Annotated in this window: 17 protein-coding genes and 1 tRNA gene; 5 read left to right on the top strand and 13 right to left on the bottom strand. The window is 65.3% G+C overall.

Annotation, left to right across the window (positions count from 1 at the left end):
- The first annotated feature begins 402 nt into the window (after nt 1-402).
- Complete coding sequence (locus CFB41_RS21650; protein ID WP_089457818.1) at nt 403-2094, top strand: DUF3300 domain-containing protein; 1692 nt, start codon at nt 403-405, stop codon at nt 2092-2094.
- Between the two features lie 136 nt (nt 2095-2230).
- On the opposite strand, the gene CFB41_RS21645 is transcribed toward CFB41_RS21650, so the two are convergent.
- The gene (locus CFB41_RS21645; RefSeq protein WP_089457817.1) at nt 2231-2881 is read right to left on the bottom strand and encodes a pyridoxamine 5'-phosphate oxidase family protein; all 651 of its coding nucleotides are present in this window, start codon (nt 2879-2881) and stop codon (nt 2231-2233) included.
- 313 nt (nt 2882-3194) lie between these two features.
- Between CFB41_RS21645 and CFB41_RS21640 the strand changes: the two genes are divergently transcribed.
- Entirely contained in the window at nt 3195-4661 is a 1467-nt protein-coding gene (locus CFB41_RS21640; RefSeq protein ID WP_089457816.1) for a PLP-dependent aminotransferase family protein, read from the top strand.
- A gap of 22 nt (nt 4662-4683) precedes the next feature.
- On the opposite strand, the gene CFB41_RS21635 is transcribed toward CFB41_RS21640, so the two are convergent.
- From CFB41_RS21635 to CFB41_RS21605, 7 genes are all read right to left on the bottom strand, one after another.
- Nucleotides 4684-6234 carry a phospholipase D family protein gene (locus CFB41_RS21635; RefSeq protein WP_089457815.1) on the bottom strand — a complete coding sequence of 517 codons (1551 nt, stop codon included), beginning with the start codon at nt 6232-6234 and terminating at the stop codon, nt 4684-4686.
- A gap of 260 nt (nt 6235-6494) precedes the next feature.
- Nucleotides 6495-6570, bottom strand: a tRNA-Ile gene (locus CFB41_RS21630).
- 129 nt (nt 6571-6699) lie between these two features.
- The gene (rpoD, locus tag CFB41_RS21625) at nt 6700-9120 is read right to left on the bottom strand and encodes an RNA polymerase sigma factor RpoD (protein WP_089442981.1); all 2421 of its coding nucleotides are present in this window, start codon (nt 9118-9120) and stop codon (nt 6700-6702) included.
- A gap of 88 nt (nt 9121-9208) precedes the next feature.
- Nucleotides 9209-11083, bottom strand: a complete 1875-nt coding sequence (dnaG, locus tag CFB41_RS21620; RefSeq protein WP_089442982.1) for a DNA primase — start codon at nt 11081-11083, stop codon at nt 9209-9211.
- Nucleotides 11084-11153: 70 nt separating this feature from the next.
- A complete protein-coding gene (locus tag CFB41_RS21615) occupies nt 11154-11600 on the bottom strand; it encodes a GatB/YqeY domain-containing protein (RefSeq protein ID WP_089427999.1) in 447 nt (148 codons plus the stop codon).
- A gap of 208 nt (nt 11601-11808) precedes the next feature.
- Nucleotides 11809-12021 carry a 30S ribosomal protein S21 gene (gene rpsU / locus CFB41_RS21610; RefSeq protein ID WP_006479415.1) on the bottom strand — a complete coding sequence of 71 codons (213 nt, stop codon included), beginning with the start codon at nt 12019-12021 and terminating at the stop codon, nt 11809-11811.
- Nucleotides 12022-12127: 106 nt separating this feature from the next.
- Complete coding sequence (locus CFB41_RS21605) at nt 12128-13348, bottom strand: NAD(P)/FAD-dependent oxidoreductase (RefSeq protein WP_089442984.1); 1221 nt, start codon at nt 13346-13348, stop codon at nt 12128-12130.
- 130 nt (nt 13349-13478) lie between these two features.
- Here CFB41_RS21605 and tsaD point away from each other — a divergent pair, with 130 nt between their 5' ends.
- Nucleotides 13479-14519 carry a tRNA (adenosine(37)-N6)-threonylcarbamoyltransferase complex transferase subunit TsaD gene (gene tsaD, locus CFB41_RS21600; RefSeq protein ID WP_011355802.1) on the top strand — a complete coding sequence of 347 codons (1041 nt, stop codon included), beginning with the start codon at nt 13479-13481 and terminating at the stop codon, nt 14517-14519.
- 98 nt (nt 14520-14617) lie between these two features.
- Here tsaD and folE2 read toward each other — a convergent pair whose 3' ends face one another.
- From folE2 to CFB41_RS21580, 4 genes are all read right to left on the bottom strand, one after another.
- A complete protein-coding gene (folE2, locus tag CFB41_RS21595; protein WP_011355803.1) occupies nt 14618-15427 on the bottom strand; it encodes a GTP cyclohydrolase FolE2 in 810 nt (269 codons plus the stop codon).
- A 154-nt stretch (nt 15428-15581) separates the two neighbouring features.
- Complete coding sequence (gene dxs, locus CFB41_RS21590; protein WP_039358114.1) at nt 15582-17486, bottom strand: 1-deoxy-D-xylulose-5-phosphate synthase; 1905 nt, start codon at nt 17484-17486, stop codon at nt 15582-15584.
- A gap of 81 nt (nt 17487-17567) precedes the next feature.
- Nucleotides 17568-18452, bottom strand: coding sequence for a polyprenyl synthetase family protein (locus tag CFB41_RS21585; protein ID WP_089457814.1), 885 nt, complete (start codon nt 18450-18452; stop codon nt 17568-17570).
- Entirely contained in the window at nt 18449-18742 is a 294-nt protein-coding gene (locus CFB41_RS21580; RefSeq protein WP_027791079.1) for an exodeoxyribonuclease VII small subunit, read from the bottom strand. The genes CFB41_RS21585 and CFB41_RS21580 overlap by 4 nt, the downstream gene beginning before the upstream one ends.
- 270 nt (nt 18743-19012) lie before the next feature.
- Between CFB41_RS21580 and CFB41_RS21575 the strand changes: the two genes are divergently transcribed.
- Together CFB41_RS21575 and CFB41_RS21570 are read left to right on the top strand one after the other, a co-directional pair.
- Complete coding sequence (locus CFB41_RS21575; RefSeq protein ID WP_089442988.1) at nt 19013-20119, top strand: aromatic ring-hydroxylating dioxygenase subunit alpha; 1107 nt, start codon at nt 19013-19015, stop codon at nt 20117-20119.
- Between the two features lie 117 nt (nt 20120-20236).
- On the top strand, nt 20237-21106 hold the full coding sequence (locus CFB41_RS21570) for a sulfurtransferase (protein WP_069251090.1): 870 nt from the start codon (nt 20237-20239) through the stop codon (nt 21104-21106).
- 54 nt (nt 21107-21160) lie between these two features.
- Here the strand turns inward: CFB41_RS21570 and CFB41_RS21565 are convergent, their stop codons facing one another.
- On the bottom strand, nt 21161-22036 hold the full coding sequence (locus CFB41_RS21565) for a dienelactone hydrolase family protein (protein WP_089457813.1): 876 nt from the start codon (nt 22034-22036) through the stop codon (nt 21161-21163).
- Between the last annotated feature and the right edge of the window lie 96 nt (nt 22037-22132).

Genomic DNA, 22132 nt, shown 5'->3' with positions numbered 1-22132 from the left:
CGCAACGCATGCATGGAACCGGATGTGATCGCTTGAACAACCCGTGAGGGCCGCAAGGCCTTTGCGGGTTTTTTGTATTCCGCGCACTCTCGAGGCGCGGCCTCCGGCGCGACGATGCGCTCGCCAACCTTGCAATCGTTGCGCAAGCAACTTTCATGTCCATTACCCGGGCAGCACCCGCCCGCTTACGGACTGCAAGGTACACACTGTTACACAACACGCAGACAACTTCCGCGCGTGTCGTGCGTTTAACTGAATATATCGATTCGTCGCGGGACGACCACGCTGCGAGCACGACCCTGCCGATGCCCCCGGGCATGCGCTGACTGTCGCGGCACCGTGCTCAAACCGATCGGGTGGCCCGCGTGCCTGCCAACGCCGACACAACACCGAACGAACCACATGAACCACACACGTGCATACCGCCCCGTCAGAACGCTGCTCGCGTCGTCCCTCATCGTGTCGCTGCTCGGCCTCTCGGCCTGCAACAAGAACGCCGACAGCAGCGCCGCCGCTGCGGCCAGCGACGCGAGCGCGGCCGCCGCAGCCCAGCCCGCTTCGACGCCCGTCGCCTACACGCCGCCGACTGCCGACCAGCTCTACCAGATGGTCGCGCCGATCGCACTCTTCCCCGACAAGCTCGTCGCGCTGGTGCTGGCGGGTGCAACGTACCCGGATCAGGTCACGGCCGCCAATAACTGGGTCATGCAGAACCCGTCGTTGAAGGGACAGCCACTCGCCACCGCCGCCGATACGCAGCCGTGGGATCCGTCCGTCAAGGCATTGACCGCGTTCCCCGCGGTGCTGTCGCAGATGGCGTCGAACCCGGCCTGGACCACGTCGCTCGGCCAGGCGTACTACAACGACCCCACCGACGTGATGAACGCGATCCAGGTGATGCGCCAGCGCGCGCAGACCTCCGGCCATCTCCGCTCGGGCGGCCAGATGCGGGTCACGCAAGTCGCTCAGGCCGCACCGACCGGCTATACGCCGGCCAACGATGCGCCCGTGGTCTACGCCGGGCCGGCGATCGTGCCGCCCCCCGCGCAGGCCATCGAGATCGAATCGGCACAGCCCGACGTCGTCTATGTCCCGTCGTACAACCCGACGGTCGTCTACGGCGAGCCGGTTTCGGCCTACCCCGGCTACGTGTACCGGCCGCCTTCATACAGCACGGGGGAAGTCGTTACCGCCGGCGTGATCACGTTCGGCGTCGGCATCGCCGTCGGCGCCGCGATCTTCGGGCACCACGACTGGGGCTGGCATGCATGGGGCATGAACTGGGGCGCGCCGCGTCCGGAAGGCCCCCGCTGGAACGGCGGCTGGGAGCGCCCGGCCGTGGTGTACAACCACACCACGTACGTGTCGAAGTCGACCACTGTGATCAACAACATCACCAACATCCGCAACACGCGAATCACGAACAACTACGGCGGCAACGTCACCAACAATACGACGAACACGACGATCGAACGCAACACGATGCAGCCGGGTGCGGAGCCCATGCGCGGGCAGGCCATGGAGCAACGCCCGGGCGCCGTGCCGATGACGATGCCGCACTTCGGCGCGAACGATGCACGCCCCGGCGCGCGACCGTCGCCTGGCGCGTTCGCACAGAACCGTGCGAACGAACCGCATGCCGAGGCACCAGCACAGCATGCGCCCGGCGCGATGCGCGAGGAGCGGCAGCAGGCCATGCAGCAGGCGCACGCCGCGCAGGAAAATCGTGCGGCCGCCCAGCAGCAGCAACAGCGCAACGAAGCTCAGCAGCAGCGCGAGGCGATGCAACAGCACAACGCCGCGCAACAGCAGCAACGCGAGGAAATGCAGCAACACAACGCAGCGGAGCAACAGCAGCGCGAGGCGTTGCAGCAACACAATGCGGAGCAGCAACGGCAGCGCGAAGCCATGCAGCAACGCAACGAGACTCAGCAGCAAGTGCACAAAGAGGCGCCGCCGCACAACGAAGCGCAACCGCAGGAACACGCGGCAGCACAGCCGCGGCAACCGGCCCCCGAGCACGCACCCGCACCGCATCCGCACGCTGCGGCGTCGCATCCGCCACACGAGACGCATGAGCATCGCGCCGAGTGAAATACACGCCAGCCGGCAGCGCGGGTTTCGCACTGCCGGCTGGCGAAACCGCGTCTCGTTGGCGTGCGAACCCCGCTCGGCACAATATTTCGCGCGCCACCGTTTTCAGCGAAACCGCACGGCGGTGCCGTGCAACTTACTCCTCCCAGTTCCGGACATAATCCGGCACCGGCACGCTGCCCTCGGCATGGACCGGCGCACCGCGCGTCATCTTCAGCGGCAGGATCCCCGTCCAGACCGCAAGCGCGAGATCTTCGTCCTTGTCGGACGGCAGTGAATCGCTGACTTTTACCGCTGCTTCCGCAAGCGCAATCCGCAGCACGCTGGTCGCATTGAGTTCCTTGTCGTTGCCGGGCCGCGCGTCATGCTTGCGGCCGGGCGCGATCTTGTCCATCAATGCATCCAGCGCCGCCAGCTTGTCCGCACTACCCTCCACCATCTCGAACCGCCCGTAGATCACTGCGGACCGGTAATTCATCGAATGGTTGAAGGCCGACCTGGCCAGCACGAGTCCGTCCAGCAACGTCATCGCGACGGAGGCCTGTACACCCGCCGCCAACGCCTTGATCATCCGGCTACCGTTCGACCCATGAATATAGAGATGATCGCCCCGTCTCCAGTGCGCGGTCGGGATGCAGTGCGTGTCCTCGCCGGAACCGAATGCAATGTGGCACACGTAGGCCTCGTCCACGATGCGATGAAGCATCTCGCGATCGTGGCTTGCCAGCTCCGGCAGGCGGCGAATGGTGGTGCGGGATGTGGGGGAGATGACGGTCCGGTCTTGCATGTTTCGTTTTCCTGTTTGCACGCCCTTGCGCGCATCGAGCGGCCCGCGTTTCGGCAACGCGCAGGCATTCACTCCAAATATATTGGCACTACGAAGTTAACGACATCGAACACTACAGCTTGCACGCGCGAATGACCGGTCGATCGGCCCATCGACAGTCACTTTCCAAATCGATCAAAATACGCACACGCGCCTATCCGTGACGATCGCTGCACATGCCCGCGCACCGGCCGGCGCCACGGGAACGTGAACGATACGACGCGCATCGGATCTTCAAAAGAACCAGCTCACCAAAAAATTCTGGAACCAGCCCATGGATCTCGCGCTGCTCGTCTCATCGCTTTCCAGACAGGACGGCACGACACGCCACAGCCAGCAGGAAGCCCTGTACCGGAGCCTGCGCAACCTGCTGCTGGACGGGCACATCCCGCCCGGCACGCGACTCGTATCGACGCGCGTGCTCGCGGCCGAGCTGGGCATCGCGCGCAACTCGGCGGTCTATGCGTACGAGCGTCTTGCCGAGGAAGGCTTCGTGGCGGCCACGCGCAACGGGACGATCACGCGATGGGACGGGTGCGGCCGTTCCAGCACCGGGCCCGAACGCGGCCCAGCCCCGGTTCGATTGGCCGAGCGCGTGCACGGGCTGGAGAACGACGATCCCGAACCCGAACGCATGCTGCCGTTCGTTCCCGGCCTCCCTTCGCTCGATGAATTCCCCGTCACCCAGTGGCGCCGTTGCATCGAGCGCGCGTGGAAAGTCATCAAGCCCGCGCAGCTCGCCTACGGCCCGGTCGAGGGGCTGCCCGAGTTGCGGCGTGCCGTGGCCGCCTACATCCGGGTCTCGCGCGGCGTGCGCTGCGAAACAGGCCAGGTATTCATCACCGACGGCACGCAAAGCAGCCTCGAACTGTGCGCGCGCATGCTCGCGAATCCCGGTGAATATGGCTGGCTCGAGAACCCCTGCTACAACGGCGCCCGAACCGCATTCCGGTCGACCGGCCTGGAGCTCGTGCCGATCGAGGTCGACCATGAAGGCATGGCGCCAACCGACGAACAGTGGCGCACCCGCCCGCCCCGGCTGATCTATACGACACCGTCGCACCAATACCCGCTCGGCGCGCTGATGAGCCCCCGTCGGCGCGCGGCGCTCGTCGAGCACGCACGTGCGTGCGGCGCGTGGATCATCGAGGACGATTACGACAGCGAGTTCCGCCTCGGCGGCCAGCCGCTGCCCGCGATCCAGGGTCTCGACGCCGACGCACCGGTCTGCTATCTCGGCACCTTCAGCAAGACGATGTTTCCCGCCCTCCGGCTCGGCTTCATGGTGGTACCACCGACGCTGGTCGACCGCTTCACCCGCACGCTGCGCGAACTCGTCCATCGCGGCCACTCGGCCGATCAACTGGCGATGGCCGAATTCATCGATACCGGCCTTTTTGCACGACACCTGCGCAGGATGAGGACGCTGTACGCCGAGCGGCGGAGCAGCCTCGAAGCCGCACTCGCCCGTCACCTCGGCGCCGTGCTGAGCGTTCGCGAAAGCCCGGGCGGCATGCATCTGTCGGCCGATCTCGCGATGCCGCTGCACGATACCGACGTCGCCCGCGCCGCAGCCGCGCATGGCCTGCTGCTTCAGCCGCTGAGCAGCTACCGGGTCGGCGACGGACGGCCGTACAACGGCTTCGTGCTCGGATACTCGGGGCTGAGCGACACGACGATCGAGACCGCGACGAGGCAGCTCGCGGCCGTCATCGAGCAGCACGGCCGCACGCGTTGCTGAGTGTCGCGCGCGGCATCGTTGCTCACAGTTGCGACTCGAGCGGAAACAGCCCGAGGAACCAGACTTCCATCCGCCGCGCGGTAGACACTTCCGGTTCGTGATCGCGCTCGGTGACCTTCCCGTCCGAATCGGTCTGAATCCACTTGAGCTGCCCTTTGCCCGCCGGATCGGTCCTCAGCTCGACCCGCCACGCGATCCGATCGAGCCGTGCCTCCAGATCGTTGGCCACCTGCGACGCAATCGCCGGACTCTCGCAGTAAACGCCGATTTCCGTATTGAGATTCAGCGAACGCGGATCGAGATTCATCGACCCGATGAAAATGCTCTTGTGATCGAACACGTAGGTCTTTGCATGCAACGACGCACGCGACGACCCGATGATGACCTGCTTCGAGATACTCTTGTCACCCGATGGCCGCCGCTCGTAAAGCCGCACGCCGGCCGCCACGAGATCGCTTCGGTAGTGCCGGTAGCCCGCATGCACGGCCGCCACGTCGGTCGACGCAAGCGAGTTGGTCAGTACCGTCACACGCACACCGCGCGCCGTGAGCGCGCGCAGCCGCTCGACGACCTCCTTGCCCGGCACGAAGTACGGCGACACGATCAGCAGGTCATGTTCGGGCTGCAACGCGAGCGCCCGCAATTGCGGCATCAGGTGCCCGTCGCTGTCCTTCGGCGCGTGTGCGATCTTCGACGGATCGTCGTACAGCACCGTCGCGTGCCCCCATGACAGTTCGGTGCCCTGCCCATGAACGATCTGGTCGAGCCGCTGCCTGGCCTCGAGCACGTACGGATTGTCTTCCATGGCCCTCAGGTAGTCGCGCAACCGTTCGCGCTCGCGATCCAGCCCGCCAGGCGCCGCATCATGCCCGACCAGCGCGCTGATCGGATACGCATACGGGGAATTCCAGAACGTATCGAATTCGGTCGAGATGTCCTTCACGACCGGGCCGCGAACGACGACGTCGAGATCGCCAAACTCCAGCATCGACGATGCGCCGAAATACTCGTCGCCGATATTGCGGCCACCGACGATCGCTGCCTGGCTGTCCGCGATCATCGCCTTGTTGTGCATGCGCCGGTTGACGCGCGAGAACTCGAACACGGTGCCGATCTTCTTGAACCGGCGCGTGGCAACCGGGTTGAAGAGCCGGATCTCGATGTTCGGATGTGAACTGATCTCGAGCAGCTTGCGGTCGTCCGCGTTCGTGCCGAGGTCGTCGAGCAGCGCACGCACGCGCACGCCGCGATCGGCCGCGCGGATGATCGCGTCGGCCAGCTCGTGCCCGGTCAGGTCGTCATGCCAGATGTAGTACTGAAGGTCGAGCGAGCGGTCCGCGCGATCGGCGAGCAACACGCGCGCATCCAGCGCATCGACCGGATCGGTCAGCAGATGAAACGCGTCCTGCCCCGGATGCGCACTGGCCTGCTTCTGGAACGCGACGCCCAGCCGCGTGTTGTCCGTATCGGTGTACGCGTGCGTCGGCACGCGCTCGGCCTGCGGGGGCAGGCTCGCGCATGCAACGAGCGCCAGCAACGAAAGAAGCGCACCCCACGAACGCAGCATGGTCATGATTGCCGTCCCACTCCCGGCCGAAGTCTGTTTATTCTTGCCGCCGGATGGATCGCGGGGCTGTTGGGTTTTCCTTCGGCCGCAATCGGTATCGCGTGTGAAACGGCCGCGCTACAGCATACTTCGATTGACGGCGACGCGGCACCCTCTCGGTACTTTCCTGATTACGACACTCGTCTCGCATCCGCACAAAGAAAAACCCGCGACGCATGAAGCCATCGCGGGTTTTCGGCATGCTGCGCGAACGCGCACATGAAATCTGGTGGGCCCGGCGGGGTTCGAACCCGCGACCAATCGATTATGAGTCGACTGCTCTAACCGCTGAGCTACAAGCCCTGATGAGAAGCGAAGCGTGTCACACGCTACCCCGACGAAGAAGCCGGGCCGGCATTGTAACAACAAAGAAGAGAAACGCCACCGGCATCACGCGGATACCGGCGGCGTTCGCAGGAGAGACGCTGGAAATCAGTTCCCTTCGAGGAACGACTTCAGCTTGTCGGAACGGCTCGGGTGACGCAGCTTGCGCAGCGCCTTGGCCTCGATCTGACGGATCCGCTCACGCGTGACGTCGAACTGCTTGCCGACTTCCTCGAGCGTGTGATCGGTGCTCATCTCGATACCGAAGCGCATCCGCAGCACCTTCGCCTCGCGCGGCGTCAGCGAATCGAGCACGTCCTTCACGACGTCGCGCATGCTCGCATGCAGCGCGGCATCCGCCGGCGCGACCGTGTTGGTGTCCTCGATGAAGTCGCCGAGATGGGAATCGTCGTCGTCACCGATCGGCGTTTCCATCGAGATCGGCTCCTTCGCGATCTTCATGATCTTGCGGATCTTGTCTTCCGGCATCTCCATCTTCTCGGCGAGCGTGGCCGGATCCGGCTCGAGACCGGTTTCCTGCAGGATCTGCCGCGAGATGCGGTTCATCTTGTTGATCGTCTCGATCATGTGAACCGGAATACGGATCGTGCGCGCCTGGTCCGCGATCGAGCGCGTGATGGCCTGACGGATCCACCACGTCGCATAGGTCGAGAACTTGTAGCCACGACGGTATTCGAACTTGTCCACTGCCTTCATCAGGCCGATGTTGCCTTCCTGGATCAGGTCGAGGAACTGCAGGCCGCGGTTCGTATACTTCTTCGCGATCGAGATCACGAGACGCAGGTTCGCCTCGGTCATTTCACGCTTCGCCTGGCGCGCCTTCAGTTCGCCGGCCGCCATCTGGCGGTTGGTTTCCTTCAGGTCCTTCAGCGGCAGCACGACGCGCGCCTGCAGGTCGAGCAGGCGCTGCTGCTGTTCGCGGATCGCCGGGATGTTACGCGACAGCACCGCGCTGTACGAATGGCCTTCCGCCATGATCTTCTCGGCCCAGTCGAGATCGGTCTCGCTGCCCGGGAAGCGCGCGATGAATTCCGAGCGCGGCATGCCGCACTTGTCGACGACGATGTGCAGGATCTGGCGTTCGACCTGACGCACTTCGTCCACCTGTGCACGCAGCGTGTCGCACAGGCGTTCGACGGTACGCGCGGTGAAGCGGATCGTCATCAGTTCGCTCTGGATCGTTTCCTGCGCCTTCAGGTAGGCCTTCGACTTGTAGCCTTCCTTTTCGAACGCGCGGCGCATCTTGTCGAACCACTCGCTGATCTGCGAGAACTTCTCGAGCGACGCACGCTTGAGGGCTTCGAGCTGGGCGGCGTTGGCCGATGCCTGCGCGGCACCGTCGTCTTCCTCCTCTTCCTCTTCTTCCTCTTCCTCTTCGGCCTCCTCGTCCTCGTTCTCGATGGCTTCCGCTTCCTTCGCGGAGAAGCCGTCGGTATCGGCGGAGTCCGAAGCATTCGGATCGAGCAGGCCGTCGACGAGCTCGTCGACGCGGATCTCTTCGTTCGCGACGCGTTCAGCCATCGCGAGGATGTCGGCGATCGTCGTCGGGCACGCGGAGATGGCCATCACCATGTGACGCAGGCCGTCCTCGATCCGCTTCGCGATCTCGATTTCGCCTTCGCGCGTGAGCAGCTCGACCGTGCCCATTTCACGCATGTACATCCGGACCGGATCGGTCGTGCGGCCGAATTCGGAATCGACGGTGGACAGCGCGACTTCCGCTTCCTCTTCGACTTCATCGTCCGACGACGCGGCAGGCGCGTTGTCGTTCAGGAGCAGCGTTTCCGCGTCCGGCGCCTGCTCGTAGACCGCCACGCCCATGTCGTTGAACGTGCCGATGATGCCCTCGAGGGCTTCGGTCTCGGTGAAGTTGTCCGGCAGGTGGTCGTTGATTTCGGCGTACGTCAGGAAGCCGCGCTCCTTGCCGAGCTTGATCAGCGCGCGCAGTTTCACGCGGCGCTCTTCGAGCTCCTCGGCCGTACCCGGCGTGCTCGTCGCGAACGCTTCCTTCAGCAGCGCCTTTTCCTTGGCGCGACGATCGCGCACCTTGGATTTGCCCGGTGCAGCCGCCGCTGCTGCGGGCTGCTCGTCGCTCTGATTTGCGTCGTCTTCGACGGATACTTCGTTCAGCTTTTTGGTCATGGAGTTCGCCGTACCGGCTATATCGACTCGCGGCTGCTGGACGACAGCCGGTTGAACCGTGGGTGCATGAGTAGTACGTACTGCCGTTTCGTCCGCGGCGGCAGTCGTGTCCCTTGCGCTTTTCGCACTTGCCCGCTTCGCCGCCGGCTTGGCCGGCCCGGAGTCGGGTCTGGCGGCAGCCCGTGTTCTGGCTGCCGGCGCCGGCGCAGCCTGAGCAGTGCCGGCCGCGGTTTTCTTTCCTGCCGGGGCTGACGTGGCTGAAGACGTTGTCCTGGTGGAAGAAGCAGACTTGGCCGCTGTGACCTTTTTGGTCGGCTCCGTCGAGCCCTTGCCTGTTGCTTTCTTTCCGCCTGTCGTCTTTGCCATCGCGATTCTCGCCTCTGCTTAGAAAACAAACCGCTGGAAACCTTATATTATAGCACGCTGGGGAGCCCTCTCTAAGCTCTCCAGCCGCCTACAGCCCGAGCCGACGCTTCATGTCGGTCCGCTGCTGGTTCAATTCCGTCAATTCGGCCAATTCCTCGGGTGTGAAGGCAGATTGCCGCGCCAGCCTGTCAAGCCGGTCGCAGCAGGCGTCGTAACGCATCTTGAGCACCGCTGCCTGCAGTTCCTCCCCCGCGATCCGTTCCTGTTCACGCTGCCGCTCGGGCACCGTCTCGTCTTCCGGATTCTGTAACAGCAAGTCACGGACGTTTTCATCATAGTCCAGAATTTCGCGGAAGATTTCCTCGTAAGTCGCTCCATTCGAGGACGTCCGCAGGACATCCGACAGCAGCCGGAACTCCGCGCCTTCGCCCAGCGCGCGCGCATGATCGACGACTTCCGCGAACAGCTCGCCGATGCGCGGCAATGCGCGCAAGGTCGCCAGTTGCTCATCGTCGAGCTGCGACGCGATGCGCGGATGCATCACCAGCGTGCGCAATGCCCGCTTTTCACTGTCCGTCACGCGGCGCCGCTCGCTGCGCGGGGGCGCCTGGCGCGGCGGTGCCGCGATCCGAGTATCGACGTCGGACAGCGCCGCGACCTCTTCGAACGGGATGTCGAGGCGGTCGGCGAACATGTGCATGATCTGCGCGCGCAACGCGTTCGCAGGCAGCGCCTGCAACAACGGCTTCGCATCGAACAGCGCCTTCGCACGCCCTTCCGGCTGATCGAGCGCCTTACCGGCAATTGCTTCGTTCAGCAAAAATTGCGACAACGGCATCGCGCGCTCGATCTGCTCGGAGAACGCCGCCTCGCCGAACTCGCGCACATAGCTGTCCGGATCGTGCTCGGCCGGCAGAAAAAGGAACCGGATCGTGCGGTTGTCCCCCGCATGCGGCAGGCAGGCCTCGAGCGCGCGCCGGGCCGCGCGCCGCCCGGCCGAATCGCCGTCGAAGCTGAAAATGACCGTATCGGTCTGGCGCAGCAGCTTCTGCACGTGAATCGGCGTGCACGCGGTACCGAGCGTCGCGACCGCGTTCGGGAACCCGAGCTGGGCGAGCGCGACGACATCCATGTAGCCTTCGACGACCAGCACGTACTTGCGCTCGCGAATCGCGAGCCGCGCCTCGAACAGGCCGTACAGCTCGCTGCCCTTGTTGAACAGCGGGGTTTCAGGCGAATTCAGGTACTTCGGCTCGCCGCTGCCGAGCACGCGCCCGCCGAAGCCGATCACCTGCCCCTTCACGTTACGGATCGGGAACATGATCCGCTCGCGGAACCGGTCGTAGCGGCGCGCGACGCCCTGCGCATCGGTCTTCTCGCTGACGATCACGAGCCCCGACTCGACGAGCGACTCGTCGCGATAATCAGGGAACGCGGCCTCGAGGTTCTGCCAGCCGTCCGGCGCATAACCGAGCCCGAAGCGCGCGGCAATCTCGCCGGTCAGGCCCCGGTTCTTCAGGTACTGGATCGCGACGGTCGCGCCGCGCAACTGCTTGCGGTAGTAGTCGCATGCAGCGGTCATCGCATCGGACAACGCCGTTGCGACCGATTTCGACACGGGCGCCGGATAGTCACCGCCACCGCCGCCCCCACCGCCGCCGCGCATCGACGGCTCGTGCGGCACGGTCAGCCCGACGGACTGCGCGAGATCCTGCACGGCCTCCGGGAATGTGAGCCCCGCATGCTCCATCAGGAAGCCGATCGCCGTGCCGTGAGCCCCGCAACCGAAGCAGTGATAGAACTGCTTGGTCGGGCTGACGGTAAACGACGGACTCTTCTCGTTATGGAACGGGCACAGCCCCATGAAATTGGCGCCGCCCTTCTTGAGCTGCACGTACTTGCCCACCACGTCGACGATATCGACGCGGTTCAGCAAGTCCTGCAGGAACGAATGCGGAATCACCGTGGGATCGAGCGAAAAAAGACAATACGACACCCCGGCGCACGCATCGCGCGCGCCGGGGAAACCGGTGTTACTTCGTGAGCGCGGCCTTGACCAGCGCGGAAATGGCCGTCATGTCGGCGCGGCCGGCGAGCTTGCCCTTCAGCACGCCCATCACCTTGCCCATGTCCTGCGGGCCGGCGGCGCCCGTCTGCGCGACCGCTGCCTGGACTTCGGCGGCCACCTCGGCCTCCGACAGCTGCTCGGGCATGTAGCCGCTCAGCACGACCAGTTCGGCCTGCTCCTTCGCGACGAGGTCGTCACGGCTGGCGGCCTGGAACTGGCTGATCGAATCCTTGCGCTGCTTGATCATCTTGTCGATCACGGCCGTGATGCCCGCATCGTCGAGGGTGATCTGATCGTCGACTTCGCGCTGCTTGATCGCGGCCATCAGCAGGCGAATCGTTGCCAGACGCTCGCTGTCCTTCGCGCGCATCGCGGCCTTCATGTCTTCGCTGATCTGCTCTTTCAAACTCATCTTTCACCCGGGAAGGAAACGTGAATCCGACGCCCGCGAAGGGCGTCAACACAAAAACCCGCTTGGGACAATGTCTCAAGCGGGTTGCTCGAATCCGGCATCGGCGGCTCGCCTGATCGGTCGCACGATCATGCACGATCTTTCGCGATCACCTGATCGCACGGAGTCGCCGGTGCGCCGCTCAGCGAACCGCGCGGCGCCCAATCGTTCAGTACAGCTTTTTCGGCAGTGTCTGGCTGCGGATGCGCTTGTAATGACGCTTCACTGCAGCAGCCTTCTTGCGCTTGCGCTCCGCGGTCGGCTTCTCGTAAAACTCGCGCGCCCGAAGCTCGGTCAGCAGACCGTTCTTCTCGATCGTGCGCTTGAAGCGACGCATTGCAACTTCGAACGGCTCGTTCTCTTTAACGCGAATGATCGTCATGATCCGACACGAATAAAGGTTTGCAAGGAAAGACTTCCGAGTATAGCAGAGCGATTGCCTAAAGGCACGGGGACGGGTCCCGCCAAAACAGCGTCGGGCCGGCCTGTCAGGCACCGCGCGAATACTCGGCCGCCGCCTGTCCGGCCGCCGTGCCCGACGCCCACGCCCACTGGAAGTTGTAGCCGCCGAGCCAGCCCGTCACGTCCACCGCCTCGCCGACGAAGAACAGCCCCGGTACGCGCGCGCTCATCATCGTCGCCGACGATAGATCACGCGTATCGACCCCACCCTTCGTCACTTCGGCTTTCTTGTAGCCCTCGGTGCCGTTCGGCGTCAGCGTCCAGCCGGACAGCGCGTCGCCGATCTGGCGCAGCGTCTTGTCGGGCAGGTCCGCGAGCCGCGCGTCGGCCGCGACGCGATGCGTGTCGAGCCACGCATGCGCGAGGCGCGACGGCACCCAGTCCGCGAGCAGCGAACCGATCTGGCGCTTCGACGTGCGCTTCGCGTCGAGCAGGTCGGCCACCGTATCGCGCTGCGGCAACAGATCGACGCGAATCGGGTCGCCGGGCTGCCAGTAACTCGAGATCTGCAGGATCCCGGGCCCGGACAGGCCGCGATGGGTCAGCAGCAGGTCCTCGACGAATTCGCCGCCGCGCTTCTTGTCGCCGGTCGAGACGCGCACTTCGAGCGATACGCCGGACAACGCCGCGAACGGCTCCCAGTCCTGCTGCGCGAACGTCAACGGCACGAGCGCGGGCCGCGTATCGATGAGCTTGTGGCCGAACTGCTTGGCGATCCGGTAGCCGAAGTCGGTCGCGCCGATCTTCGGGATCGACAGGCCGCCGGTCGCGATGATCAGTGCGCGCGCACCGATCGTCCCCGCCTGCTGCGTGTCGAGCGTGAAGCCGTCGGACGGCGCGTGGCGCACCGCGTCGACGACCACGGGCCGGCGCCACGCGATACCGCCCGCGTCGCACTCGTGCTTCAACACGTCGATGATCGCGTCGCTGCCGTGGTCGCAAAAGAGCTGGCCCTTGTGCTTTTCGTGCCAGGTCACGTGATGGCGCTTGAGCAGCCCGAGGAAGTCGCGCGGCGTATAACGCGCCAGCGCCGAGCGCGCGAAATGCGGATTCGACGACAGATAGTTGTCGGGGCCGGCGTACAGGTTCGTGAAGTTGCAGCGGCCGCCACCCGAGATGCGGATCTTCTCGGCGAGCCGCGGCGCGTGATCGATCAGCACGACGCGGCGGCCGAGTTGCCCGGCAACCGCGGCGCTCATCATTCCGGCGGCGCCCGCGCCGATCACGGCGATGTCATAAGTTTCCATGGCGCGGATTGTACCTGCCCGGCATCCGGCCCGGGCCGCTGCCAGCGGCGACAGGCCCTCGCCTGCTATACTTTCCGGTTACGTTGACCTTCCCGCGGCGCGCCCGATACGGCGTGCCCTGCCCGTACCCATGCTCGTTCTCGGCATCGAAAGCTCCTGCGACGAAACCGGCCTCGCGCTTTACGACACGCAGCGCGGCCTGCTCGCGCACGCGCTCCACTCGCAGATCGCCATGCACCGCGAATACGGCGGCGTCGTGCCCGAGCTCGCATCGCGCGACCACATCCGCCGCGCGCTGCCGCTGCTCGAGGAAGTGATGGCGCAAAGCGGCACGCGCCGCGACGACATCGACGCGATCGCGTTCACGCAGGGCCCCGGCCTCGCCGGCGCGCTGCTGGTCGGCGCGAGCATCGCGAATGCGCTCGCGCTCGCCTGGAACAAGCCGACCGTCGGCATCCACCACCTCGAAGGCCACTTGCTGTCGCCGCTGCTCGTCGACCAGCCGCCGCCGTTCCCGTTCGTCGCGCTGCTGGTGTCCGGCGGCCACACACAACTGATGCGCGTGACCGACGTCGGCGTGTACGAGACGCTCGGCGAAACGCTCGACGACGCGGCCGGCGAAGCATTCGACAAGACGGCCAAGCTGATCGGCCTCGGCTACCCGGGCGGCCCGGAAGTGTCGAAGCTCGCCGAGACCGGCACGCCGGGCGCGGTCGTGCTGCCGCGCCCGATGCTGCATTCGGGCGACCTCGACTTCAGCTTCAGCGGCCTGAAGACCGCCGTGCTCACGCAGATGAAGAAGTTCGAAGCGGCCAAGCTCGAAGGTGAAGCACTCGAACGCGCGAAGGCCGACCTTGCGCGCGGCTTCGTCGACGCGGCCGTCGACGTGCTCGTCGCCAAGTCGCTCGCCGCACTGAAGAAGACAAAGCTCAAGCGCCTCGTGGTCGCGGGCGGTGTCGGCGCGAACCGCCAGCTACGCGCGGCACTGTCGGCCGCCGCGGCCAAGCGCGGCTTCGATGTGCATTACCCCGATCTCGCGCTCTGCACCGACAACGGCGCGATGATCGCGCTCGCAGGCGCGTTGCGGCTCGGCCGCTGGCCCGAGCAGGCGAATGCCGACTACGCATTCACGGTGAAGCCGCGCTGGGATCTCGCGTCGCTCGCGCGCTAAGCTGCGCCACGCACGCGACGCAACGTCGCACCGGCAAACAGAAAGGCCGCTCAAAAATGAGCGGCCTTTCTTCATCGGCGCGACAAAACGCCGCGGCGTTATGCAGCCTGTCGCTTGTCGCGTTCGATCAGCGCATACGCGCTGTGATTGTGGATCGACTCGAAGTTCTCGGCTTCGAGCACGTATGCCGCCACGCGCTCGTCCGCATCGAGACGCTGCGCGACGTCACGCACGAGATCCTCGACGAACTTCGGGTTCTCGTACGCGCGCTCGGTGACGAACTTCTCGTCCGGACGCTTCAGCAGGCCCCACAGCTCGCACGACGCCTCTTCCTCGGCGATACGGATCAGCGCCTCGACCGGCAGGTCGGCCGCGAGTTCCGCGTCGATCGTCACGTGCGAACGCTGGTTGTGCGCACCGTACTGGGAGATCTTCTTCGAGCACGGGCACAGGCTCGTCACCGGCACGAGCACCTTCAGGAACAGGCGCGTATCGCCGTTGCGGCTTTCGCCTGCGAGCGTCACTTCGTAGTCGAGCAGGCTCTGCACGCCCGACACCGGCGCCGTCTTGTTCACGAAGTACGGGAACGTCACTTCGATGCGACCGGCTTCGGCTTCCAGCTTCTCGAGCATCGATGCGAGCATCGCGCGAAAACGCTCGACCGTCAGCGGTGCGCGATTCTCTTCGAGCAGCGCGACGAAGCGCGACATGTGCGTGCCCTTCTGGTCGGCCGGCAGGCGGACATCGAGGTTCCAGACACCGACGGTCGGCTGCACGTCGCCGCTTTCGGTGCACACCGTCAACGGATGCCGGACCGCCTTCACGCCCACACGCTGAATCGGAATCTGGCGGGTATCCACCGTGCTCTGCACGTCGGGCATCACGAAGGCGGGATTCATCTGGTTCATCTTGTTCAATCCTTGTAAGCCGCGCGTTCGACGACGCGCACGCCGCGTCATGCGGCAGCCGGAAAAGCAACATGGGCCCGCAGGCCCATGTTTTCCGCATCAATGAAGACCGGTTGCGCCAGTCGCACCGACACCGCCCGCGGGCGGCGCCAGCTTATGCGACGCGCTTCGCCTGACCGGCGACGTCGGCCGCCGGATTCAGAAAGCGTTCGCGAATCGATTTCGCGATACCCGCGCCGTCGAGGCCGCATTGCGACAGCAGCTTCGCGGGGTCGCCGTGATCGATGAACAGGTCAGGGAGGCCCAATTGTAGTACGGGTCGGATAACCCCACTCTCCATCAGGGCTTCCACGCAGGCCGAGCCCGCGCCACCCATCACGCAGCCTTCCTCGACCGTGACGACGTAGTCATGCGTCTCGGCGAGCTCACGCACGAGCGCCGCATCGATCGGCTTCACGAAGCGCATGTTCGCAACGGTCGCGTCGAGCTCCTCGGCCGCGGCGAGCGACGGCGCGACCATCGTGCCGAACGCGAGGATTGCGACGCGCTTGCCTTCCGGCTGCGACGTCTGGCGACGCACTTCGCCCTTGCCGAGCGGGATCTCGGTGAATTCCTTCACCGTCGGCACGCCCGTGCCGGCGCCGCGCGGATAGCGCACCGCGGTCGGGTTCGGCTGCTGCAGCGCCGTGTGCAGCATCTGGCGGCATTCGTTCTCGTCGGACGCAGCCATGATCGTCATGTTCGGGATGCAGCGCATGAACGCGAGATCGTACGCGCCCGCGTGCGTCGCGCCGTCCGCGCCGACGAGGCCGGCACGGTCGATCGCGAACACGACCGGCAGGTTCTGCAGCGCGACGTCATGGATCAGCTGGTCGTAGGCACGCTGCAGGAACGTCGAGTAGATCGCGACGACCGGCTTGAGGCCTTCGGTTGCCATGCCGCCTGCGAACGTCACCGCGTGCTGCTCGGCGATGCCGACGTCGTAGTAGCGATCCTTGAAGCGCTTCTCGAACTCGACCATGCCCGAGCCTTCGCGCATCGCGGGCGTGATGCCGACGACGCGCGTGTCGCGCTCGGCTTCGTCGCACAGCCATTCGCCGAACACCTGCGTGTACGTCTTCTTCGCGGGCGTGGCCGACGGCTTGATGCCTTCGGCCGGGTTGAACTTGCCGGGGCCGTGGTAGAGCACGGGATCCGCTTCGGCGAGCTTGTAGCCCTGGCCTTTCTTCGTCACCACGTGCAGGAACTGCGGGCCGCGCAGTTCGCGGATGTTCTGCAGCGTCGGGATCAGCGAATCGAGATCGTGACCGTCGATCGGGCCGATGTAGTTGAAGCCGAACTCTTCGAACAGGGTAGCCGGCACGACCATGCCCTTCGCGTGCTCTTCGAGCTTGCGTGCGAGTTCGAGCACCGGCGGCGCAACGCTCAGCACGCGCTCGACGCCCGCGCGCGCAGCCGCATAGAAGCGGCCCGACATCAGGCGTGCGAGATGGCGATTCAGCGCGCCGACCGGCGGCGAAATCGACATGTCGTTGTCGTTCAGGATCACGAGCACTTTCGCGTCTTCCGACACGCCCGCGTTGTTCATCGCCTCGAACGCCATGCCGGCCGTCATCGCGCCGTCGCCGATCACGGCGATCGAGAAGCGGTCGTCGCCGTTCAACTGACTGCCGATCGCCATGCCGAGCGCGGCCGAGATCGACGTGCTCGAGTGCGCGGTGCCGAACGTGTCGTATTCGGATTCGCTGCGGCGCGGGAAGCCCGAGATGCCGTCCTGCTGGCGCAGCGAATGCATCTGGTCGCGGCGGCCCGTCAGGATCTTGTGCGGGTAGGTCTGGTGGCCCACGTCCCAGACGATCCGATCGTTCGGCGTGTTGAACACGTAGTGCAACGCGATCGTCAGCTCGACCGTCCCGAGGTTGGACGACAAATGGCCGCCCGTCTTCGACACGCTGTCGAGCACGAACGCGCGCAGTTCATCCGCGAGCGGTTGCAGTTGGCGACGATCGAGGCGGCGCAAATCCGCCGGGTCGTCGATGGTTTTCAGCAAGTCGTACATCGTCGTTCCATTGTAGGAAATCAAACGCGCCCGCATTCTGATGCACGCACCGTAGCAGGTGCGCGGCGGCGGGCTTTCGCGTCAGCTGACCCGGTTCACTACCAGGTCGGCAAGTTCGGCCAGACGCTGTGCGCGTGCGCCGAACGGTTTCAGCGCGTCGTGCGCTTCGGCGCGCAGTTGTGCTGCGAGCTCGCGCGACGCGTCGAGGCCGAGGATCGATACATAGGTCGGCTTGTCGTTCGCCGCATCCTTGCCGGCCGTCTTGCCGAGCGTCGCCGAATCGGTCGTGACGTCGAGAATGTCGTCGACGACCTGGAAGGCCAGACCCACGGCGCCCGCGTAGACATCGAGCGCCGCCATCGTTTCCGCGGACGGCGTCTCGCCGGCCAGCGCGCCCATCCGCACGGCCGCGCGCAACAGTGCGCCCGTCTTCTTCCGGTGCATCGTCTCGAGCTGCTCGAGCGTCAGCTTGAGGCCGACGCTCGCCAGGTCGATCGCCTGCCCGCCGGCCATGCCGATCGAGCCGCTTGCCAGCGCCAGCTCGCGCACGAGCGCGGCCTGCTGCACCGGCGACAGCGCGGCGGCATCGGTCAGCGCAATGAACGCCTGCGACTGCAGCGCGTCACCGACGAGCAGTGCCGTCGGCTCGTCGTACTGCACGTGCACGGTCGGCTTGCCGCGCCGCAGCGCGTCGTCGTCCATGCACGGCATGTCGTCGTGCACGAGCGAGTAGACGTGGATCATCTCCAGCGCCGCCGCCGCCGCATTGCGGGCCGCCTCGGTCGCGCCGGTCAGTTCGCCTGCTGCATGGCACAGCAGCGGGCGAACGCGTTTGCCGCCGCCGAGGACCGCATAGCGCATCGCCTCGTGGAGTTTCTCCGGCACCACGGTTTCAGCGGGCAAATAGTGGCCGAGTGCGTCCTCGACACGGTCAAGCACGGACCGCATCCATTGTTCGAATGTCATAGATCGTCGTCTTCGCCGTCCGTGGCGGCCGTTCCGGACGAAAGCGGCTTCAGCGTCGCGCCGTCGAGCACGCGAACCTGCTGCTCCACTTTCTCGAGCTGCTGTTGGCAAAACGCAACGAGGGTCGCACCGCGGCGATACGCCGTCAGTGAATCCTCGAGGCTCAACGCGCCGCCTTCCATCCGGGCAACCAGCGTCTCGAGTTCCGCGAGCGCCGTTTCGTAATTGTCCGGCAACGGTTCGGTACCATTGCCGGGCGGCGTGGCGCCTGGGGATGCGGTTTTCGCCATGGACGAGGGTGTCAAATTTCAAAACAAGTCGGACATTCTACGGCAAAAGAGAATTTTCCGACCTGCCGTCGTGGCGCCCGGGTACATATTCCGGCCCCACCTTCGACACACATTGTGCGCCTGCCGATTGTCGCCCGACAAAAAATTGACACAAATCAGGCACTTAATCCTAGCCTTGCGAGGCGAACCGGGTATAATTCCCCGTTTCCCTAAATCGATTTTTCGATGGTTGGGTTGTTCACTGCTTTCACGCTAACACCGGGAGTGGGAATGTCCAATCTGAGCGATGCGCTTCAGTTGAAGTCGGCTCACAGCCAGCTTCCAGTCACTGCATATTTCGATGAGGCGTTGCTCCAGCGCGAGATCGAAACCCTCTTCAAGAAAGGACCTCGTTACGTCGGGCACGAGTTGATGGTGCCCGAGGCGGGGGATTATTTTGCGTTGCCGTCCGAGCAGGAAGGCCGCGTGCTGGTTCGCAACCAGGCGAACCAGATCGAACTGCTGTCGAACGTCTGCCGCCACCGGCAGGCGATCATGCTCAACGGGCGCGGCCACACGCAGAACATCGTGTGCCCGCTGCACCGCTGGACGTACGATCTGGAAGGCGAGTTGCTCGGCGCGCCGCACTTCCCCGACAAGCCGTGCCTGAACCTCGGCAAGAGCCCGCTGCAGAACTGGCAGGGGCTGCTGTTCGAGGCCGAGGGCCGGAATGTCGCGCGCGACCTCGCCCACCTCGGCACGAAGCATCACTTCGACTTCTCCGAGTACCTCTTCGATCACGTCGAAGTGCACGAGTGCGATTACAACTGGAAGACGTTCATCGAGGTCTACCTCGAGGATTACCACGTCGTCCCGTTCCACCCGGGCCTCGGCAGCTTCGTGTCGTGCGACGACCTCAAGTGGGAGTTCGGCGACTGGTACAGCGTGCAGACGGTCGGCGTGCACAACGCGCTCGCGAAACCGGGCAGCGCGACTTACCAGAAATGGCACGAGCAGGTGCTGAAGTTCCGCAACGGCGTGCCGCCGGAGTTCGGCGCGATCTGGATGGTCTACTACCCGGGCCTGATGATCGAGTGGTATCCGCACGTGCTCGTCGTGTCGTGGCTGATTCCGCGAGGCCCGCAAAAGACGACCAACATCGTCGAGTTCTATTACCCCGAGGAAATCGCGCTGTTCGAACGCGAATTCGTCGAGGCCGAACGCGCCGCCTATATGGAAACGGCCGTCGAGGACGACGAGATCGCGATGCGGATGGACGCAGGCCGCCGTGCGCTGATGGCACGCGGCGAATCGCAGGTCGGCCCGTACCAGAGCCCGATGGAAGACGGCATGCAGCACTTCCACGAGTTCCTGCGCCGCCACCTCGGCGACATTTGATAACCGGTGCGGCGCTTTGACGCTGCACCGCATCCGGCAGACGAAAAGACGGGCTTCGGCCCGTCTTTTTTTGTTTAGACTTGGAATGTCAGGTCATTCGCACTCCAGGGAGCCGTCATGCCACACACGCACTACACCACGCTCATCTCCGCCGCCAATCTCGCCGAGCGCCTGGCGGCGGCGCCCGGCAGCGTCGCACTGTTCGACTGCCGCTTCGATCTCGTCGATCCCGCTGCCGGCGAAGCCGCCTATGCGGCAGGCCACATCCCCGGCGCCCAATACCTCCATCTCGACCGCGACCTGTCGGGCCGCAAGACAGGCACCAACGGCCGCCATCCGCTGCCGACCCGCGACGCACTCGCCACGCTGCTCGCGAGCCGCGGCCTCAAGCAGGGCCAGCAGGTCGTCGCGTACGACGCACAAGGCGGCGCCTATGCGGCGCGCCTGTGGTGGCTGCTGCGCTGGCTCGGGCATGATTCGGTTGCCGTGCTCGACGGCGGCCTGCAGGCCTGGGAAGCGGCCGGCCAGCCGCTGACGGCCGACGTACCGCACCCGGCAGCCGGCGATTTCCGTGCGGCCGCGCCGCTCGAATCGACGGTCGACGCGGCAGCCGTGCTCGCCAACGTGAACGCACCCACGCGTGTCGTGATCGATGCGCGCGCACCCGACCGCTACCGCGGTGAAAACGAAACGATCGATCGCGTGGGCGGCCACATCCCCGGCGCGCGTAACCGCTTCTTCAAGGACAACCTGACCGCCGACGGCCGCTTCAAGACCGGCCATGAACTGCGCGAAGCGTTTTCCGCCGTGCTGGCGGGCACCGAACCGAACCGCGTGATCCTGCAATGCGGCTCCGGTGTGACCGCATGCCACAACGCACTGGCGCTGGAAGTGGCAGGCCTGCACGGCGCATCGCTGTATCCGGGCTCGTGGAGCGAATGGAGCGCCGATCCGTCGCGGCCGATCGCAACCGGCCCGACGCCGTAAGCGCCGGCACGGCGCAGTCGCAACGAAGCGGCGGCCCATGCCGCCGCCTGCCGTTTACATCACGCCGTACTTGCGGAGCCACGCAATCGCGCGCTTCCAGCTCTCCTCCGCGTCGGCCTTCACATAGCTCGGCCGGTAATCGGCAAAGAACGCGTGACCGGCATCCGGGTACACGACGATCTCCGATTCGCGCGCGAGCTTCGAATCGCTCGTCTGGATTGCCTTGCGCATGTCGGCGAGCGACGCCTGCGTGATGTTCGCATCCTTCTCGCCATACAGCCCGAGCACGGGCACCTTCAGCAACGATGCATGATCGACCGGGTTGAACGGCATCATCTCGTCGGTCTTGCCTTCGACGAACCCATACCACGCAACGGCCGCACGCACGTGCGGATTGTGCTCCGCATACAGCCAGCTCTGGCGGCCGCCCCAGCAGAACCCGACCACGCCGAGACGCGACAGGTCGCCGCCGTTCTTGCCGGCCCACGCGACGGTCGCATCGAGATCCTCGGTCACCTGCCGGTCCGGCACCTTGCTGACGATGTGCTCGACCAGATCCTTGATCGTCGGATACTTCTCCGCATTGCCCTGCCGCGCGAACAGGTCCGGCGCGATCGCGAGATAGCCGAGCTTCGCGAAGCGGCGGCAGACGTCGGCGATGTGCGCGTGCACGCCGAAGATCTCGTGGATCACGATGACGACCGGCAGGTTCGTCTTGTCCTTCGGTTGCGCGCGATACGCGGGCACGCTCGCGTCGCCCGAGCGGATCTCGACGGTGTCGACGTCCAGCCCTTCGCTGTCGGTCGTGACCGTCTGCGCCGACACGGGCAGCACGGCTGCCGCGAAAGCACCGCCCAGCGCGGCCTGCATGAACTTGCGGCGCGAGAACGGAACGTGGGGAACCAGGCTGTCGACTTCGGGTTTCAACATGAATGCACTCCTCGATTGGGGGCCGCCGTCACGATCTCGGACTCGGCATGACGGGGCATCGCGCCGGCGCGCGGCGCGGATGTCGCGGCGGTTGGC

Source organism: Burkholderia sp. AU33803 (genome assembly GCF_002223095.1).
In the GTDB taxonomy this organism is placed as follows: Bacteria; Pseudomonadota; Gammaproteobacteria; order Burkholderiales; family Burkholderiaceae; genus Burkholderia.
This window is presented reverse-complemented; position numbering and strand designations above follow the sequence as displayed.